Genomic DNA, 14,680 nt, shown 5'->3' with positions numbered 1-14,680 from the left:
TCCCGGTTCACCGGACGTAGTTCTTGAGGATCTCCGTGTCGAGCTCGATGCCCATGGGCTCGGGCAGGACCACCATCTCGCCGAACTTCGCGGTCTGGACGGTGCGGTAGCCACCGATCTTCCGGTCCGGGCCGCTGTGCACCGTGACCGTGCAGGAGTCACGGTCGATCAAGAGGTACAGGGGGATCCCGGACTGGCCGTAAGCGGTCGGCTTCTCGTGCCGGTCCCGCCGGTCGGTGTCCGAGTCGTACGAGGTGACCTCGACGACCATGAGCGCCCCGTCCGGGTCGGCCCACTCACCGTGTCCCGCGAAGTGGGCCTCTGGCGCGATCACCGCATCTGGTTTCGCCCTGCCCTCTCGATACGCATCGACCCTGAGCCCCTGGGCCTGGTACAGGTCCAGGTCGGGCCTGCTCTGCATACAGCGCCGGGCGAGCCAGGACACCATGGTGCTGTGGTCCCCGTCCGTCACCTTCTTGACTCCGATCCGTCCGTTGATGAACTCCAACGTGACGGTCTCGGGAGCGGCGGAGGCGATCGTTTCGAACTCCTCCACCGACATCTGAGACGTGCGCTCGGCCATAACCGTCATGCTGCACCCCCTTCCAGGCGGAAGCCAGTGTCGTCCGCTCCCGGCGGTGCGGGGTGGCTTTCGCCGCTGATCACCTGCACGGGTGATTGCGCCGCCTGGCCTTGGCGACGGTGACATACGGCCAGGGGTGGTCCCCGACCTCGCCGTCGCTCCCGAGGACGCCGAGCTCTTTCGTGACGCCCCGGGCTGTCGGCTCATCCCTCTCCGGAATCTTTCGGGTTCGAGCCGGACGCCTCATCCTTCTGACATGTACTTGCGTAACGTCAGTCCGGACGACGAGAACGCCTATGTCCGCATGCGCTGTGATCCCGTGATGATGAAGGAGCTCGGCGGCCCGCTGCCCGTCGAGGGCATCGCGGACAAGGTGCGCCGGGATGCCGCGGAGGCGGCTGCCGACACCTCCTGGATCAAGATGATCGTTCCTGATCCAGGTGCTCCGGAGATCGTCGCGGGCTCGGTGGTCATCTGGTCGCACGACGAAGGCGGGGAGCCGATGTCGGAGATCGGGTGGATGATCCTGCCCGAGTTCCAGGGCCGCGGCCTCGGCAAGCTCGCGACCCGTACCCTTCTCGAACAGGCCCGGGAGGCCAGCCGCTGGGGTGACATCCACGCCTTCCCGGCGAAGGGCAACGCGCCCTCCAACGGCATCTGCCGATCCCTCGGCTTTTGCCTCCTCGGCGAGAGGGACGTCGACTTCGCCGACCGGGTCATCCACAGCAACCACTGGGTCATCACCCCCCGCTGACCGCCCTCACGCGGGTACGGCATCCCGCGCGCATCTTCGGCAACCGCGCCGCCGGCAGCACGCACCGGCAACGACCGGATCACCCGCCTGTACTCGCTCGCCGTGAAGCTGTGCCCGTGAATAGGCTCACCGTCATGCCACCGGCCAAGAAACGCACCAGGACATACGACCCCGGCAAGGTCCGTACGGCGGTTTTCGCCCAGTTCGCGAACGTGCGGGACGCCGTCCGTACGCTCACCCCCGAGCAGCTCGCGCTTCCCACCCGGCTCGGCGAGTGGACCGTACGGGACCTCGTCGCCCACATCGGCATGGCCGTCACCGCCGTCCAACGGGCCCTGGACGAGCCCGAACCGGCGAAGGCCGACGCGGTGCTCCTCGACTGGCCGTTCGGGACCTCGGGCAACTCCGCCGCCATAGCCGACTTCACCCGTGCGCTCGCCGACGGCCACCCCGACCTCGACGCCTACCTCGCCGAGGCCGACGACAGCCTCCGCGCCCTGCTCGCCGCACACCCCGGGACCCGGCCGCTCGCCACCAGCGCCGGCGCGATGTCCCTGGACGACTACCTGGTCACCCGGACCGTCGAACTGGTCGTCCACACCGACGACCTCAACGCGGCCGTCGCGGGACTGGAGGTGCCCTTCGACCGGCAGGCCCTGGCCGCCTGCACCCGGCTGCTCGCCGACGCGCTCGCGGTCAAGGCGCCCGGCGGCTCCACCGAGGTGCGCGTGCCGCCGTACGCCGTGGTGCAGTGCGTCGAAGGCCCCCGGCACACCCGGGGCACCCCGCCGAACGTCGTCGAGACCGATCCGCTCACCTGGGCGCGGCTGGCCACCGGACGGCTGGGGTGGAAGGAGGCCGTGGCGGACGCCAAGGTCAGCGCCAGCGGCGAGCGGGCGGACATCGGGGCCCTGCTGCCCCTCATGAGCTGAGGGAACCGATCACCCGGTGCGGGCCGTCGAATCGGCATGTACGGGTACAAGCAGCGCACGCAGCGTATGACCCTGACCATGACGGCGGCCGCCGTGCTCGTCCCGCTCGCGGTGGCCTGCGGCGGTGAGAAAGCCGGAGTCTCCGTGGGGACTCAGCCACCGGTGACCGGAATCGAGTGGACCGTCGACAGCGTGACCGTCGACGGCACCACCCGGCGCGCCCCGGCACACGCCCATGTGAAGATCGAGGACGGCCAGGCCGCCGGCAGCTTCGGGTGCAACCAGTTCAGCGCCACGGCGAAGGTCACGGACGACCGGATCCGGCTGAGCAACGCCCGCACCACCCGCATGGCCTGCGACAACACCCGCATGACCTTCGAGCACGTCCTCGCCCGCACGCTCACCGCGGGGCCGCTCAGCACCCGGACCGACGGCAGGAAACTCGCCCTCACCACCGCCGGCGGCGACCGGGTCGAGCTGTCCAGGAAGTGACCTCCGCGCCCCGAATGATGTGCGACACCTCACTCAGGGATACGGTGTGAGGGGCTTGCGCGGACACCGGACCGCACGAACGTGCCTGGGCTGGAGAATCCTCCCACCGCGTTGACCAGCGGAAATGGAGAATGCCACAACCGCGTCCACGGTCGTAGATCCATTACGGCCGGGTATCCCCAATTCGGACCAGTGGTCGATCTCGCCTACACTCGGTGGCGTGCCACGTGGTGACGGTCTCCTCAATCACGATCTGCTCCCCGGTGAGAAGGGCCCCCAGGACGCTTGCGGCGTCTTCGGTGTCTGGGCTCCGGGTGAAGAGGTCGCCAAGCTCACGTACTTCGGGCTGTACGCCCTCCAGCATCGGGGCCAGGAATCCGCGGGTATCGCGGTCAGCAACGGCTCCCAGATCCTCGTCTTCAAGGACATGGGGCTTGTCTCCCAGGTCTTCGACGAGACCTCCCTCGGTTCGCTCCAGGGTCATATCGCGGTCGGTCACGCCCGCTACTCGACCACCGGCGCCTCCGTGTGGGAGAACGCCCAGCCGACGTTCCGCGCCACCGCGCACGGCTCGATCGCGCTCGGCCACAACGGCAACCTCGTCAACACGGCGCAGCTCGCCGAGATGGTCGCCGACCTCCCGAAGGACACCCACGGCCGGTCCACCCGGGTCGCCGCCACCAACGACACCGACCTGCTCACCGCGCTCCTCGCGGCCCAGGTCGACGCCGACGGCAAGCCGCTGACCATCGAGGAGGCCGCGCACGCGGTCCTGCCGAAGGTCCGGGGCGCCTTCTCCCTCGTCTTCATGGACGAGCACACCCTCTACGCCGCCCGCGACCCGCAGGGCATCCGCCCGCTGGTCCTCGGCCGCCTGGAGCGTGGCTGGGTCATCGCCTCCGAGTCCGCCGCCCTCGACATCTGCGGCGCGAGCTACGTCCGCGAGATCGAGCCGGGCGAGTTCGTCGCCGTCGACGAGAACGGTCTGCGTTCCTCACGATTCGCGGATGCGAAGCCCAAGGGCTGTGTCTTCGAGTATGTGTACCTGGCCCGCCCCGACACCGACATCGCCGGCCGGAACGTCTACCTCTCCCGGGTGGAGATGGGCCGCAAGCTCGCCAAGGAAGCCCCGGCCGACGCCGACCTGGTGATAGCGACCCCGGAGTCCGGCACCCCGGCCGCCATCGGTTACGCGGAGGCCTCCGGTATCCCGTTCGGCAACGGTCTGGTCAAGAACGCCTACGTCGGCCGGACCTTCATCCAGCCCTCGCAGACCATCCGGCAACTCGGCATCCGCCTGAAGCTGAACCCGCTGAAGGAAGTCATCAAGGGCAAGCGGCTGGTCGTCGTCGACGACTCGATCGTGCGCGGCAACACCCAGCGGGCCCTGGTGCGCATGCTGCGCGAGGCCGGCGCGGCCGAGGTCCACATCCGGATCTCCTCGCCGCCCGTGAAGTGGCCCTGCTTCTTCGGCATCGACTTCGCCACCCGCGCCGAGCTCATCGCCAACGGCATGACCATCGATGAGATCGGCACCTCGCTCGGCGCCGACTCCCTGGCGTACATCTCCATCGACGGCATGATCGAGGCGACCACCATCGCCAAGCCGAACCTCTGCCGTGCCTGCTTCGACGGCGAGTACCCGATGGAGCTCCCGGACCCCGAGCTGCTGGGCAAGCAGCTCCTGGAGACCGAACTGGCCGCCGGTCCGGCAGCCACGGCCGCGGCCGACGCGATCCGTCGCCCGTAAGCCTCGTAGAAACCAACCCGAAAGATCCCAGGCAATGTCTGATGTGTCTGATCAGTCGCCTCCGGCGACGGGCCTGTCCACCGGTGCTTCCTACGCGGCTGCCGGCGTCGACATCGAAGCGGGCGACCGCGCCGTAGAGCTGATGAAGGAGTGGGTGAAGAAGACCCGGCGCCCCGAGGTGCTGGGCGGCCTCGGCGGTTTCGCCGGCCTCTTCGACGCCTCCGCCCTCAAGCGCTTCGAGCGCCCGCTGCTCGCCTCCGCGACGGACGGCGTGGGTACCAAGGTCGACATCGCCCGCCAGTTGGGCGTGTACGACACCATCGGTCACGACCTGGTCGCCATGGTCATGGACGACATCGTGGTGTGCGGTGCCGAGCCGCTGTTCATGACCGACTACATCTGTGTCGGCAAGGTCCATCCCGAGCGGGTCGCGGCGATCGTCAAGGGCATCGCCGAGGGCTGTGTGCTGGCCGGCTGCGCCCTGGTGGGCGGCGAGACCGCCGAGCACCCGGGCCTGCTCGGCGCGGACGACTTCGATGTGGCCGGCGCCGGTACGGGCGTGGTGGAGGCCGACCGGCTGCTCGGCGCGGATCGTATCCGTACGGGTGACGCGGTGATCGCCATGGCGTCCTCCGGGCTTCACTCGAACGGGTACTCCCTGGTCCGGCACGTTCTGCTGAACCAGGCGGGCCTCGCGCTGGACGCCCACATCGAGGAGCTCGGCCGCACCCTCGGCGAGGAACTCCTGGAGCCGACCAAGATCTATTCGCTGGACTGCCTGGCCCTGATCCGCACCGCCGAAGTGCACGCGTTCAGCCATGTGACCGGCGGTGGACTCGCCGCGAACCTGGCCCGAGTGATCCCGGACCACCTGCACGCGAGCGTCGACCGCTCCACCTGGACCCCCGGCGCGATCTTCGACCTGGTCGGGCGCACCGGGGAGGTCGAGCGGCTCGAACTGGAGAAGACACTCAACATGGGTGTCGGCATGATCGCGATGGTCCCGCAGGACTCGGTGGACGTGGCGCTGGCCACACTGGCCGACCGCGGGGTCGAGGCATGGGTGGCCGGCGAGATCACCGAGCGCGGCGAGCACACCAGTGGCGCGGAGCTGGTCGGCGACTACGCATAGGACCACTACGGCATAGGACCACTACGGCATAGGACCACTACGTACAGGGCACAGGGGCCGACCGGCCGCGAGGCCAGCACAAAACCCGGTCCGGCGTTGGAAACCCCGGACCGGGTGTGTACGCGGCTAAGCAGCCGCAGGCATCACGCACCGCGACGATGTCGGGACTGGGGACCGGACTGGTCGTCCTCGTCCTCGTCATCGTCGTTGTAGAGATCCGCGTACTGGGCGTACGGGTCGTCATCCTCGTCGTCCTCGAACGGCTCGCCATTCGGCGGCTGGCTCGAAGTCGAAGCGCCCAGCTCGCTGGCCAGGCGTGACAGGTCAGTCCCACCGCTGTTGTACTTCAGCTGGCGGGCGACCTTCGTCTGCTTGGCCTTGGCCCGGCCGCGCCCCATGGCTCGACCCCCTCGGTGACGGGGCTCGACGGCCCCAGAGTCTGACACGCGTTCATGATCCGGAACGGACTCTCATCGGAGAGACCGGTCCGTAGGGCTTCCACGGTACCTGAGCCCGCGCCCATACGGTACGTCGCCCGCACCACGCGCCTGGCTGCACGACCCGCGAGGCGCCCCGTCCTCGCTGGTCAACGACGATTTTAACCACTTCCTGGCGAGCGACCCGCCGACGGACGTGAGAGTTCTCTCCAACTGTCCGTCGGCGGGTACCGGAAATCCGTGCGGAAACCCGGTGTTCGGTCAGCGTCCACCGGCCGTTGACGCTTCGTGCATCCGCTGTTCGGCGATCCGGTCGGCCGCCGCGGCAGGCGGAATTCCGTCATCCTTCGCACGAGCGAATATGGCCAGCGTGGTGTCGAAGATCTTCGCCGCCTTGGCCTTGCACCGGTCGAAGTCGAACCCGTGCAGCTCGTCGGCGACCTGGATGACCCCGCCGGCGTTCACCACGTAGTCCGGCGCGTAGAGGATCCCGCGGTCGGCGAGGTCCTTCTCGACACCCGGGTGCGCGAGCTGGTTGTTGGCCGCCCCGCACACCACCCTGGCGGTCAGCGCCGGGACCGACGCGTCGCTGAGGGCGCCGCCGAGCGCGCAGGGCGCGTAGATGTCGAGGCCCTCGACGCGGATCAGGGCTTCGGTGTCGGCGGCGACCTGGACCTGGGGGTGCCGGTCGGAGATCCGGCCGACGGCCTCCCGGCGCACGTCCGTGATGACCACCCGGGCGCTCTCCTCCAGCAGGTGCTCCACCAGGTGGTGGCCGACCTTGCCGACTCCCGCGATACCGACGGTACGGCCGCGGAGCGAGGGGTCGCCCCACAGGTGCTGGGCGCTGGCCCGCATGCCCTGGTAGACGCCGTACGCGGTGAGCACGGAGGAGTCGCCGGCGCCGCCGTTCTCCGGGGAGCGGCCGGTGGTCCACCGGCACTCACGGGCGACGACGTCCATGTCGGCGACATACGTACCGACGTCGCAGGCGGTGACGTAGCGGCCGCCGAGCGAGGCCACGAACCGCCCGTAGGCGAGCAGCAGCTCCTCGGTCTTGTCGCGCTCGGGGTCTCCGATGATCACGGCCTTGCCGCCGCCGTGGTCGAGACCGGCCATGGCGTTCTTGTACGACATACCGCGCGCGAGGTTGAGGGCGTCGGCGACAGCCTCCGCCTCGTTCGCGTACGGGTAGAAGCGGGTGCCGCCGAGGGCGGGCCCCAGCGCGGTGGAGTGGATGGCGATGACGGCCTTGAGGCCGCTCTTGCGGTCCTGGCAGAGCACGACCTGCTCGTGACCGCCCTGGTCCGAGTGGAACAGGGTGTGCAGGACGCCGGTGGAAACGTCGGTCACTGTGGTGACTCCCGGTTGTGTTCGCGGCGAGTGGAGCGGGGGGCTCCCGTACAGGTGGCGGGGGCCTGGCATGAGCGTAGAGCTATTGCCCGCCCACCATCCGCGCCGTGTTAAGGATCACTCTCCCGCGTCGTGTGTGCACGTATGAGCGTGGGACGATTTGCTGTGGTTTTCGCGGCTGACTGCGGCTGACCCCGCGGTGGGGTTCCGCTGGTTTCGAGCCCGGTCCGATGGGGAGGGAGCAGGCGTGCCCAAGGTGTCCTCGGTGGTCGTCCCCTACGCGACGTACCTGCGTGTGTACGAGCCGCTGGCCGCCTTCCCGGAGCCCGAGCGGGGTCACTGGTCGCGCTACGCCCGCCGCCCCGACCGGCCCTCCTACCAGGACGAACTCCGGCGGGCCCTGGCCGACTTGCTGCCCACCCCGCCGGTCCCGGTGCCGGTGCAGGAGAGCAGCGACGCCTTCGTGCTCGAGGTCGACGGTGTCGTGTGCGTGTGCCCGTGGCGGACCCGGCTGCGCGGCTGGCAGGCCCTGCAGGAGCTGCCCGACATACTGCCGAAGACGGTCCTGGACGCGATGCTGCCCCCGGTCGTCCGCCGGCAGGCCACGATGGACTACGAGCGGTGGCTGGTCCGCAACCCCGACTCCCGGCCCTGGATTCGTACGGCGACCTGGCAGGTGCCGCTGAACTGGTTCGTGCTGGTCTCCGACGAGGAGCGCCGCTACGAGAAGGGCACCGGCGAGATCCCGCCGATGCTGCGCTACCGCACGCCGATGGTGCAGGCCCGGCGCCGGGTGGCCCGGGCGCTGCGCACGCTCAAGGACACCATCGAGGAAGGGCCGCTGATCGACGGCCTGGTGGACGTGGGCCGCTGGCTGGAGGAGTTCCATCCGCGCTCGGTGGTCGAACTGGACTACGGCGGTCTGGTGCACGCCCTGCCGGCCGGTGACCTGGAGGGCGACCATTCGGCGGCCGACGTGGCGGCCGGCATCGAGGCGCTGCGGCAGGGTGACGGGGCCTCGGCCGGGGAGGCGTACGGGCGGCTGGTGGAGCGGTGGCGGGCGGTGCGGGACCGGCGGTCCGCGAACTGAGTGTCGGTGTGAGTGCCGATACCGACCGCGCCGTATTGAGTGCCGGTTGTGTGATGGTGTGACGGTCGGATGACACCTGGGTGACGTATGAGTGGTGAGTGATGTACATCACGGCCCAGATGCCATGAAACAACGTACGTTGACGGCACTTCAGTGAACGCACGGGACGTTGGTCCCGATCCGGGCTTTTGCGTCAAGGGTGACGGACCGCACTTACACGGCTCTTGCGCCTCTTGCCACTCCTCGTGCCAAAATAGGACAAGGAGCCCGGGGAGGGCTCCTTCCGTCCATGTGTGGTGCACTGTGGGCGGAATCTCAGCATTGCACGCGCTTTGGGGGGTCCGGTGACTCCTGATCGTCATGTGACTGATCGTCACAGTGGCGTGACTGTCCGCTATGGCATGGTCCATCGGCTTCCGCGGCTGATGACTACCTGGGAGGGCAATTCCATCGGTTTGGCCGACGCGGCTGGACAGATGGTGTAGTTGTAGTGCCGAGGACAAGCCGTTCGTCCTATAACCGACTCGACTCGCGTCCGCCATTTCGGGCAACGCGGGTCAAGGTGCAGAATTTAGAGGAAAGAACCGAGAAGGTTCGGTTCTCCCGAGGAGGCCGCTCATGACCGCTCGCACCCCTGATGCCGAGCCGCTGCTGACCCCGGCTGAGGTCGCCACCATGTTCCGTGTCGACCCCAAGACGGTCACGCGGTGGGCGAAGGCCGGCAAGCTCACGTCGATCCGCACGCTGGGCGGGCATCGACGCTACCGCGAGGCTGAGGTCCGCGCTCTGCTCGCGGGTATCCCGCAGCAGCGCAGCGAGGCCTGACCAACTGAATAGCGGGCAAACCGACCGGCCCCCCAACTGGCCGAGGCGCCCGACACCCTAGCTCCAAGCGACGCGGGACCTGCCCCAACAGGGCCCACGCCCAGGCCGACAGAACCTCTCAGGCAGCGACACAGGGTGCGTCGTAGATCGCGCTGGACTCCGCCGGGTCCAGCGCGATCTTTTTTGTGCGTCCGTGGGGCTTGGTCCGACCGTGACGGGCGGCTCTGTGAGCAGCCTTGTCGGAGTCTGAGGAGGCCTGTCGGATCTGCTGTGGAGGCGCCCAGAAGGCGGCCGGGGGGACATCGGCGGGACGCTGCGGGAGAGGTCCCAGGGTGGTGCAATTGCACATATTAAATTGACTTGTTGTAGGCGGGGTGTAAGTGCCGCCGTTTCACGAACTTATGCGGTGACTCCCGTCACATACCGCGCGGGTTGTTTGTACTGCCACCCGTGCGCTAAAGGAGCTGGAGCCTCCACCGTCCCACGGGAGAACGGCCGTTGGGCCCCGCGTCGGTCACACGCCGACGGGACCCTCGTCCTCCGCGGTGTCCTCGGGGGCCTCCGTGGGGTGCGGGGCGGAGTCCATGGCCAGCCGCAGCAGCCGATGGCAGACCGGGCAGTGCCGGGTCCGGTGCCGGTACGACGAGGCGGCCGCCAGGTGGGCCCGCAACAGGGCTCGCGTCTCATGCCGCACCGAAGCCGCCATACGCCACCTCCAGAAGCGGGCCGAGGGGAAGCGAGCCCTGTCTTCTGGGTAGCGAGGGAATGTGACCCCGTCAAGAGCCCACCCCCGCTCCCCGGCCAACAGCGGGAGAGGGATGCCCCGGCACCTGGGGCGAAGAAGAGGCCGGCTTCCCATGGGGGGATGCAGGCCTCGGCGTTGTGCGGTCCTGGCGGGATGTGCCGTATCCGATCGCGCCTGCACCGCGGGCGCGGCCTCGTGTGGGGAGGGGCGGGGTTGTCGGCCGTGGCATGCGGGAGGCCCGCTTTCCTTAGGGGGCGCGGGCCTGGGCATTGTGCGGTCCTGGCGGGATTTGCTGCATCTGATCGCGGCTGTGCCGCGGGCGCGGTCTCCGCCTTGGCGGGGTGGGGAGGGGCGGAGTTGTCGGCCGTGGCATGCGGGAGGCCCGCTTCCCCTAGGGGGACGCGGGCCTCGGCATTGTGCGGTCCTGACGGGATTTGAACCCGCGGCCTCCACCTTGACAGGGTGGCGAGCACTCCAAACTGCTCCACAGGACCAGGTTTTGCGGCACTTTGTCTGCGCTGTGCTGCGAGAAGGACTGTACAGGAGGGTGTGGGTCCTGGTCGAACTCACTCCGCGTACCCGGTCTGTTACTGGACAGCCGAGTCGATCGCCTTCACGATCCGCTTGTCGGAGATCGGATAGGCCGTGCCCAGCGCGTGCGCGAAGTAGCTGACCCGCAGCTCCTCCAGCATCCAGCGGATGTCCAGGACCTGCTGCGGCACCGGCCGGCCCTGGGGAAGCTGCTCCAGGAGCCAGGCGTACTCGTCCTGCATCTCGTGGACCTTCTCCATGCGGGTGGTGTCCCGCTGGACGTTGGTCGGCATCTGCTGGAGGCGCCGGTCGGCGGCCACCAGATAGCGCATGAGGTCGGGGAGCCGTCGTATACCGGCCCACGTCACGAAGCCCGGCTTCACAAGGGCGTCCAGCTGCTTGCGGACATCCGTCAGGTTTGCCAGCAGCGCGGGGCTCCGTACGGCCTTCAGACGGCGCTCACAGGCCTGCCAGGCGGCCAGCACCTGCTGCACCTGCCCGACCGTACGGACCGTCGTGTCGACGATCTCGGCGCGCACCTTGTCGTACAGCTTCCGGTACGACTCCTCGTCCCACGCCGGTCCCCCGAAGTCGCCGATCAACTTGTCCGCGGCCGCCATCGCGCAGTCGTCGAACAGGGCCTGGATCGTGCCGTGCGGGTTGGCGGACAGGGCCAGCTTCTGCGCGTTGGTGAGCTTCTCCGAGGCGAACTTCGCGGGACTGACGGGGATGTTGCGGAGGATCAGCCTTCGCGTGCCCTTCCACATCGCCTCGGCCTGTTCCTCCTCGGTGTCGAAGAGGCGGACCGAGACCGTGTCGCCGTCGTCGACGAGCGCCGGGTACGCCTTGACCGGCTGGCCGGCCCGGCGGGTCTCGAAGACACGCGTGAGCGCGCCGATCGTCCAGTCCGTGAGGCCCTCGCGCTCCAGGGACTCGCCGCCCTCGCGCTCCGCGGTGGCCGCGGCGGCCTGCGAGATGGCCTGGCGGGCCTTCGGCTTCAGCCGGAGCTTCAGCGCCTCCAGGTCCTTGTCCTCGGCCAGCTTCCGGCGCCGCTCGTCGACGATCCGGAAGGTGATCTTCAGATGGTCCGGGACCTTCGTCCAGTCGAAGTCCTCGGCCTCGAAGGGCACGCCGACCATGCGCTTCAGCTCGCGGGCCATGGTCGTGGTCAGGGGCTCCTGAAGGGGCACTGCCGTGTCCAGGAAGCGCTTGGCGAAGTTCGGTGCCGGGACGTAGTTGCGGCGGATCGGCTTGGGGAGGGACCGGATCAGCTCCGTGACGACCTCTTCCCTGAGCCCCGGGATCTGCCAGTCGAAGCCCTCGTCCTTGACCTGGTTGAGGACCTGGAGCGGGATGTGGACGGTCACACCGTCGGCGTCCGCGCCCGGCTCGAACTGGTACGTCACCCGGAACTTGAGCTGCCCCTGCCGCCAGGAGTCCGGATAGTCGGCCTTGGTGACCGCCTCCGCCGACTCCCGGATCAGCATCTCGCGCTCGAAGTCGAGGTACTCCGGCTGCTCCTGGCGCTTCCGCTTCCACCAGGAGTCGAAGTGGGCGCCGGAGACGACGTCTTCGGGCACCCGCTGGTCGTAGAAGTCGAAGAGCGTGTCGTCGTCCACGACGATGTCCCGGCGCCGGGCCCGGTGCTCCAGCTCCTCGACCTCGCTGAGGAGTCTGCGGTTGTCGGCGAAGAACTTGTGGTGGGTCCGCCAGTCACCCTCGACCAGTGCGTTGCGAATGAAAAGCTCGCGACTCGTCTGCGGGTCGATCCGGCCGTAGTTGACCTTCCGCTGGGCGACGATCGGTACGCCGTACAGCGTGACCTTCTCGTACGCCATGACGGCCGCCTGGTCCTTCTCCCAGTGGGGTTCGCTGTACGTCCGCTTCAGGAGGTGTTCGGCGAGGGGTTCCACCCACTCCGGCTCGATCTTCGCGTTGACCCGGGCCCAGAGGCGGGAGGTCTCCACGAGTTCGGCGGACATGACGAACCGGGGTGTCTTCCTGAACAGCGCCGAGCCGGGGAAGATCGCGAACTTGGCGTTCCGCGCCCCCAGATACTCGTTCTTAGCGCCGTCCTTCACGTCCTTCATGCCGATGTGGGACAGCAGGCCGGCGAGCAGCGAGACATGTACGCGGTCGCCGGGTGCGTCCTCCTCGTTGAGGTGGATGCCCATCTGCTTGGCGACCGTGCGCAGCTGGGTGTAGATGTCCTGCCACTCCCGGATGCGCAGGAAGTTCAGGAACTCCTGCTTGCACATGCGCCGGAAGGACGACGATCCGCGTTCGCGCTGCTGCTCGCGGATGTACTTCCACAGGTTGAGGAAGGCGAGGAAGTCACTGGTCTCGTCGCGGAAGCGGGCGTGCTGCTGGTCGGCCTGGGTCTGCTTGTCGGCCGGGCGTTCGCGCGGGTCCTGGATGGAGAGCGCGGCGGCGATGACCATGACCTCGCGGACACAGCCGTTCTTGTCGGCCTCCAGGACCATACGGGCGAGGCGCGGGTCGACGGGCAGCTGGGCGAGCTTGCGGCCGGTGTCGGTGAGCCGTTTGCGGGCCTCTTTCTCGGCCGGGTCGATCGCGCCCAGCTCCTGGAGCAGCTGCACACCGTCGCGGATGTTGCGGTGGTCCGGCGGGTCGATGAAAGGGAACTTCTCGATGTCGCCGAGGCCGGCCGCGGTCATCTGCAGGATGACGGAGGCGAGGTTGGTCCGGAGGATCTCCGCGTCGGTGAACTCCGGGCGGGCGAGGAAGTCGTCCTCGTCGTACAGCCGGATGCAGACACCGTCGCTCGTACGGCCGCAGCGGCCCTTGCGCTGGTTGGCGCTGGCCTGGCTGATCGGCTCGATGGGCAGCCGCTGCACCTTGGTGCGATGGCTGTAGCGGCTGATCCGGGCGAAGCCGGGGTCGATGACGTACTTGATGCCGGGGACGGTGAGTGAGGTCTCGGCGACGTTGGTCGCCAGGACGATTCTTCGACCGGTGTGCGGCTGGAAGACGCGATGCTGCTCGGCGTGCGAGAGGCGAGCGTAGAGCGGCAGCACTTCGGTGAACCGGTAGTTCTTCTTCTCGAGGGCGTCGGCGGTGTCCCGGATCTCCCTCTCACCCGAGAGGAAGACGAGGATGTCGCCCTTGCCCTCGGCCTGGAGTTCCTCCACCGCGTCGCAGATGGCGGTGATCTGGTCGCGGTCGGAGTCCTCGGACTCCTCTTCGAGAAGGGGCCGGTAGCGGACCTCCACCGGATACGTCCGGCCGCTGACCTCGACGATCGGGGCGTCGCCGAAGTGCCGGGAGAACCGCTCGGGGTCGATGGTCGCGGAGGTGATGACCACCTTCAGATCCGGCCGCTTGGGCAGCAGCTGCGCCAGATAGCCGAGCAGGAAGTCGATGTTGAGGGACCGCTCGTGGGCCTCGTCGATGATGATCGTGTCGTAGGCGCGCAGCTCGCGGTCGGTCTGGATCTCGGCGAGCAGGATGCCGTCGGTCATCAGCTTGATGAACGTGGCGTCCGGGTTCACCTGGTCGGTGAAGCGGACCTTCCAGCCGACGGCCTCCCCGAGGGGCGTGCGCAGTTCCTCGGCGACCCGCTCGGCGACGGTGCGGGCGGCGATCCGGCGGGGCTGGGTGTGCCCGATCATTCCCCTGACACCCCGCCCGAGCTCCAGACAGATCTTCGGGATCTGTGTGGTCTTACCGGACCCGGTCTCACCGGCCACGATCACGACCTGGTGATCGCGTATCGCCTCGGCGATCTCGTCCTTCTTCTGGCTGACGGGCAGCTGCTCGGGGTACGACACGGCGGGCACGACGGCGCGTCGGCCGGCCATCCGTTCCTCGGCCCTGGCCACCTCGGCCTCGATCTCCGCGAGGACGGCGGCCCGGGCCTCCGGCTTACGGATCTTGCGTGCACCTTCCAGCCTGCGCCCGAGCCGGTGCGCGTCGCGCAGCGAGAGCTCGGTCAGGCGGGGGGCGAGAGCGCCGAGGGCGGGGGCTGGATGCGTAGACATACGCGACCCAGGATCTCACCTTGGGGAAATTCGTGGCGAACGCTTTTGCCTCCGG

Annotated in this window: 12 protein-coding genes and 1 tRNA gene; 7 read left to right on the top strand and 6 right to left on the bottom strand. The window is 68.5% G+C overall.

All coding sequences use genetic code 11. The features are described 5' to 3' along the window. Positions 1–7 precede the first annotated feature (7 nt). Positions 8–592 carry a Uma2 family endonuclease gene (locus tag ACZ7OO_RS10365; protein WP_471503506.1) on the bottom strand — a complete coding sequence of 195 codons (585 nt, stop codon included), beginning with the start codon at positions 590–592 and terminating at the stop codon, positions 8–10. Positions 593–839: 247 nt separating this feature from the next. On the opposite strand from ACZ7OO_RS10365, the gene ACZ7OO_RS10360 reads away from it, so the two are divergent. The 5 genes from ACZ7OO_RS10360 to purM all read left to right on the top strand — a co-directional run bounded on the left by ACZ7OO_RS10360 (position 840) and on the right by purM (position 5,643). Further along, entirely contained in the window at positions 840–1,337 is a 498-nt protein-coding gene (locus ACZ7OO_RS10360; RefSeq protein WP_471503504.1) for a GNAT family N-acetyltransferase, read from the top strand. A gap of 134 nt (positions 1,338–1,471) precedes the next feature. Then, positions 1,472–2,269 (top strand): maleylpyruvate isomerase family mycothiol-dependent enzyme, encoded by a 798-nt coding sequence (locus tag ACZ7OO_RS10355; RefSeq protein WP_471503502.1) that lies wholly within the window; start codon positions 1,472–1,474, stop codon positions 2,267–2,269. A 66-nt stretch (positions 2,270–2,335) separates the two neighbouring features. After that, complete coding sequence (locus tag ACZ7OO_RS10350; RefSeq protein ID WP_471503500.1) at positions 2,336–2,761, top strand: META domain-containing protein; 426 nt, start codon at positions 2,336–2,338, stop codon at positions 2,759–2,761. Positions 2,762–2,981: 220 nt separating this feature from the next. Continuing rightward, entirely contained in the window at positions 2,982–4,511 is a 1,530-nt protein-coding gene (purF, locus tag ACZ7OO_RS10345; RefSeq protein WP_352222667.1) for an amidophosphoribosyltransferase, read from the top strand. A 34-nt stretch (positions 4,512–4,545) separates the two neighbouring features. Then, complete coding sequence (purM, locus tag ACZ7OO_RS10340) at positions 4,546–5,643, top strand: phosphoribosylformylglycinamidine cyclo-ligase (protein WP_471503498.1); 1,098 nt, start codon at positions 4,546–4,548, stop codon at positions 5,641–5,643. Positions 5,644–5,786: 143 nt separating this feature from the next. On the opposite strand, the gene ACZ7OO_RS10335 is transcribed toward purM, so the two are convergent. Then, entirely contained in the window at positions 5,787–6,041 is a 255-nt protein-coding gene (locus ACZ7OO_RS10335; protein ID WP_471503496.1) for a DUF3073 domain-containing protein, read from the bottom strand. Between the two features lie 300 nt (positions 6,042–6,341). Then, a complete protein-coding gene (locus tag ACZ7OO_RS10330) occupies positions 6,342–7,433 on the bottom strand; it encodes a Leu/Phe/Val dehydrogenase (protein WP_471503494.1) in 1,092 nt (363 codons plus the stop codon). A gap of 247 nt (positions 7,434–7,680) precedes the next feature. On the opposite strand from ACZ7OO_RS10330, the gene ACZ7OO_RS10325 reads away from it, so the two are divergent. Then, positions 7,681–8,523: a DUF8083 family protein gene (locus tag ACZ7OO_RS10325; protein WP_471503492.1), complete on the top strand. Its 843-nt coding sequence runs from the start codon at positions 7,681–7,683 to the stop codon at positions 8,521–8,523. 618 nt (positions 8,524–9,141) lie between these two features. Continuing rightward, a complete protein-coding gene (gene bldC, locus ACZ7OO_RS10320) occupies positions 9,142–9,348 on the top strand; it encodes a developmental transcriptional regulator BldC (protein ID WP_003949541.1) in 207 nt (68 codons plus the stop codon). 514 nt (positions 9,349–9,862) lie between these two features. On the opposite strand, the gene ACZ7OO_RS10315 is transcribed toward bldC, so the two are convergent. The 3 genes from ACZ7OO_RS10315 to hrpA form a co-directional block, all read right to left on the bottom strand. Continuing rightward, complete coding sequence (locus ACZ7OO_RS10315) at positions 9,863–10,054, bottom strand: DUF6274 family protein (RefSeq protein WP_471503490.1); 192 nt, start codon at positions 10,052–10,054, stop codon at positions 9,863–9,865. A 458-nt stretch (positions 10,055–10,512) separates the two neighbouring features. Beyond that, a tRNA-Asp gene (locus ACZ7OO_RS10310) sits at positions 10,513–10,587 on the bottom strand. Between the two features lie 93 nt (positions 10,588–10,680). After that, on the bottom strand, positions 10,681–14,625 hold the full coding sequence (hrpA, locus tag ACZ7OO_RS10305; protein WP_471503488.1) for an ATP-dependent RNA helicase HrpA: 3,945 nt from the start codon (positions 14,623–14,625) through the stop codon (positions 10,681–10,683). Between the last annotated feature and the right edge of the window lie 55 nt (positions 14,626–14,680).

Source organism: Streptomyces sp. NPDC111744 (assembly GCF_055634995.1).
The sequence above is the reverse complement of the archived record's forward strand: the minus strand, read 5'-3'. Positions and strand labels throughout refer to the sequence as shown.